The sequence below is a fragment of the Candidatus Aminicenantes bacterium genome, from assembly GCA_026393795.1.
GTDB lineage: Bacteria > Acidobacteriota > Aminicenantia > UBA2199 > UBA2199 > UBA2199.
Genome location: JAPKZL010000099.1, coordinates 1 through 3,730, shown reverse-complemented (window position 1 = coordinate 3,730; position 3,730 = coordinate 1). Strand labels below are relative to the sequence as shown.

5 protein-coding genes are annotated in these 3,730 nt (G+C 56.5%); 3 read left to right on the top strand and 2 right to left on the bottom strand.

The genetic code is table 11. The features are described from left to right. The 3 genes from NTW95_04885 to NTW95_04875 form a co-directional block, all read left to right on the top strand. Positions 1-244: hypothetical protein (locus tag NTW95_04885; GenBank protein ID MCX6556752.1), on the top strand; the 244-nt coding region annotated here is incomplete at its 5' end. Then, positions 241-1,203 carry a hypothetical protein gene (locus NTW95_04880; protein ID MCX6556751.1) on the top strand — a complete coding sequence of 321 codons (963 nt, stop codon included), beginning with the start codon at positions 241-243 and terminating at the stop codon, positions 1,201-1,203. The genes NTW95_04885 and NTW95_04880, both read left to right, overlap by 4 nt. 202 nt (positions 1,204-1,405) lie before the next feature. Then, on the top strand, positions 1,406-1,909 hold the full coding sequence (locus NTW95_04875) for a hypothetical protein (GenBank protein ID MCX6556750.1): 504 nt from the start codon (positions 1,406-1,408) through the stop codon (positions 1,907-1,909). A 34-nt stretch (positions 1,910-1,943) separates the two neighbouring features. Here the strand turns inward: NTW95_04875 and NTW95_04870 are convergent, their stop codons facing one another. Next, complete coding sequence (locus NTW95_04870; GenBank protein MCX6556749.1) at positions 1,944-2,831, bottom strand: phosphatase PAP2 family protein; 888 nt, start codon at positions 2,829-2,831, stop codon at positions 1,944-1,946. Continuing rightward, the coding region (locus NTW95_04865) for a TGS domain-containing protein (protein MCX6556748.1) at positions 2,828-3,730 on the bottom strand (903 nt) is incomplete at its 5' end. The genes NTW95_04870 and NTW95_04865, both read right to left, overlap by 4 nt.

Below are 3,730 nucleotides of genomic sequence, written 5' to 3'. Positions count from 1 at the left end.
CGAAAGCGTCGTCATCATGGTTTCATCGGCCCGCTTCAAGCAGATCATCGACATGAACGAGGCGCTGGCCATGAAATTAACGGCCGTAATCACCAGGCGCCAGGATGAACTGAAGCTCTTCAGCGAAAAGAACCTGGCCGTTGACGCCGGCGCCGCTATTGCAATATTAAGAAATTCCCTTTATAATCACTTCATCGGGAAACCCGGCTTTCCCGATTTTGTTTTTTTTAAGGAGGGATCATGATAGAAAAGTTTCGTTCCATGAGAATGGTTTCGCCCCTGGTCATCGCGATTTTTTTCTGGATGCTTTGCTTCGTCACATGGCCGCTCGAAGCCCGAGGCGGCGATGCCGGGGACCGGAAAAGCACGGAGGCCGCATCCGTCGAAAGCCAGCATGGCGATGGCATGGGGATGGTGGAAAAAGATGGTGCCCCGAAATCGACCTTGAAGAAAAAAGGCTTCCCCTGGCTGTTGGTGCTCGGCGGCGCCGTTGTCGCTGGCGTCGCGCTCTATTTCTTCGTGTTCAAGAAAGCCAAAGAGGAGCTCCACGAGGACTTCGACTCCGCCCTTTCGGACAAATGGCTCACCTACCATGCGGGAAATTGGAGCGTAGCCAACGGCTTCCTGAGCGTTACTGCGCCTGATACCTTTGAGTGGGAATCGGCTGTCTACAACCAGGCCTGGTCCAGCAGCAACTTCACGGTGACGGTGCGCTTGAATCGGCTCCTTAAAAAAGGTGCCTATGGAATCTTGCTCAGCACCGATGCCAACATGGGCCACGCCGATGGCTACTTATTCGATTTATTCGCTGATGGGACTTATGCGATTTTCAGGGAGAATGCCTATCAATTCGGCCCACGGACCAGCGCCCCTAATTCGTCATGGTTTACCATTATAAAAACTTGGACGACGAGCAGCGCCATCCATGACGGGCTCGATACCTGGAATGTTTTCAAAGTCGTCCGTTCGGGCAGCAGTTACTCGTTCTATGCCAACGATACCCTGCTCCATACGTTCACCGACGCCACCTACGACCCGCGCTATGTTTCCGTCGTGATGTCTCCTTGGGCTCCCAGCACCCGCATGGATGTCGATTACGTTTATGTGGACATGGGCGCAGCCAGTGCCGCTGCCATCCCGGGTACAGCCGAAACGCAGGTCGTCTTGCCAACATCCTACGTCGACCCTTCGACAAAAAGATAATTCGCAATTGAGTGCTATGCCTCCTCTGGCGGCCCGCATCCCAGGTAGAAACTATTCTGCAAAAAAAATTACTCCTGCCATGCGGCTTGAATCGTCTCATTAAAAGAGTTCGCGCGGTTGACGGTTTTGGGTTTTTCGTTTAGATTAACCCAATGAGAAGCGTTTTGCTTTATTGCCAAAGCAGACGCAAGGAGAAAACAGCATGGGTATTTTAATCGGCGGTTTCTTTTTTCTGTTCGGCTTGATCTTCTTCCTGGTCGGCGGCGGCATCGGCCTGGTCAGCGGCCTGCTGGCCGGGAAATTGCAGTTCGGGGCGGCGAGCATCAACATGTTTGTTTTCGGCGGTTTGGGCTTGATTTTCATGATCATCGGGGCGGTCATGTTCTTCGGCGGCCGCGCCAAGGCGAAAAAAAACACGGCATTGGCCGAGAAGATATTCGCCATGGGCGTGGCCACCGAGGGCACCGTCACCTTCTTCGACAAGAACTACGGCCTGCTGGTCAACAACAAGCCGATCTATTCCATCGTCGAATTCAAGTTCCGCGACGGCAGCGGCGTCGAGCGGGTCGGGCGCAAGAACAACGTCAGCTCCGATCTGGCCATCCGCCTCAAGCTCGAGGTGGGGGCCAAGGTCCAGGTCAAGTACCTGAACGAGGATCCCAACCAGAACATCCTGATCCTGAAAGACCCGAACGCCGCGACGTGATGGCGGCAATCCCGCCGGCCGCCCTTGGGAAGGGCTATAGCCTGATGTGCACGCTGAGGGCAAAAAGCTGAGGGCCGAGCTGGATATTCCATGCGGCAGCCTTTTCCTTCTTTCTTTCCCTCAGCCGGCGGAAATTTTTTCCCACCGTCGAGCCGATGGCAAATCCCATCATGACGCCGGCCACTTCCTCGGAAAACCAGTGCATCGAGTTCTGGTGGTGGGCGGCGACGCTGAGAAAAAGGTAGCCGAGGTAGGCGCAGCCGGCGATGTTCAGCAGCGTTTTATCTTTGTAGAAGTAGAGCAGGCTGGTGACGGCGGCGGTGTTGACCATCAGGTGGCCCGAGGGCCAGCCCCAGAAAACGCCGCCGCGCAGAAATCCGAAGCGGAAGCGGGTGCTGGCGGCGTTGTCAGCGTAGAGCATCGGCTCGGGCGGGACGCGGCCGGTCAAGGCCTTCAGCGAGTCCGTATAGCAAAGAGCGAAGAGCGAAGACTGCAGGACGGCGCTGCCGGCGGCAAGCCACTCGGATGATCCGCCAAGCAAGCCGGAGCAAAGCAATCCTCCGCCCAGGGCGACGGGGACGATGACGCCGCCCGAGACGCCGAACCGGGATAAGCGGTCGAAAAAGGTGTTGCGGGCAAAAAAATTGTGTACTCCGGTATCCAGGCCGCTCTGGACGATCAGGAAAGTCCCGCCGACGGCGGAAAGATGGATGAGGCCGTTCGATCCGGAAAAAACGGCCAGGGCATTCGTGCCGATTTCCGAAAAGGGCGAGATGTGCACGGGTCGGTCTTTCTCCCCCTCTCCATCCTGTTTTTGAGGTTCGTCAGCCCGCGCCATGGCCGAAAAAATAATGCCGGCCAAAATGACGGCCAGCAATTTTTTGATCGGTTGAATCGGCTTGCCGCAGTTCGCCCCGATCATTTGGCGGTGGTCTTCTTGCGGTTGATGGAATAGATGTCGGGGACTTTCTTGAGCTGGTTGTAGATCTCGTTCAGCTGGAACATGTCCTTGACCTCAAAGACCAGGACGATCTTGACCACGTCCTGGCTGGTCTGCTCCTGGGCGAGTTTCTTGATGTTGGAATGGCTGGCGGCGGTGATGCTGGTGATGATGCTGAGCACGCCGGGCTTATCGGCCACCAGCAGCTCGAGCTTGACCTGGTAGGCGTAGTCGAGTGTTTCGTTCCAGGTCACGTGCTTGAGCCGCGATGAAATTTCCTTGTTGACGTTGGGGCAGTTTTTGCGGTGGATCACCAGGCCGCGGTTCTTGGTGATGTAGCCGATGATTTCTTCGCCCTTGATCGGGTGGCAGCACTTGGCGAAGATGAAGTCGATGTCGGGCTGGCCGTCGACCTTGATCAACGAATGCAGGGAGCCGCCGCGCGCTGCCGCTTTTTTGACCGGCTTGATCTCGACCGCGCCGAGTTCGGGGAAGATTTTTTTCAGCATCGGCTTGTTCAGCGTTTTTTTGCCGCTGCCGAGCTCCCTGAGAAATGTCTCCATGTCCTGGAAGCCGGCGGCGCTGATCCGGTTTTGCATGTCGGCTTCGCCGAATTTGAGGCGGTATTTTTTCTGATATTCGCGCAGGACCTTCTGCCACAGGCGGCGTCCCTTTTCGTGGTCGAAGGCGAACTCCTTCTTCTGCAAATGGGCCATGATCTTGCGCTTGGCCCGGGTGGTGGCCGCGAATTTCAGCCAGTCGGCGCTGGGCGAAGAGTTCTTCTGGGTGAGGATCTCGACCACGTCGCCTGAGTTCAGCTTGGTGCGCAGCGGCACCAGCTTTTCGTTGACGATGGCGTTCTTGCAGTGGTCGCCGACCTC

Bases quoted from the DNA above. Each gene is read 5' to 3' on its own strand.
- NTW95_04875 (MCX6556750.1), top strand. From the start codon at position 1,406: ATGGGTATTTTAATCGGCGGTTTCTTTTTTCTGTTCGGCTTGATCTTC.
- NTW95_04870 (MCX6556749.1), bottom strand. From the start codon at position 2,831: ATGATCGGGGCGAACTGCGGCAAGCCGATTCAACCGATCAAAAAATTG.
- NTW95_04880 (MCX6556751.1), top strand. From the start codon at position 241: ATGATAGAAAAGTTTCGTTCCATGAGAATGGTTTCGCCCCTGGTCATC.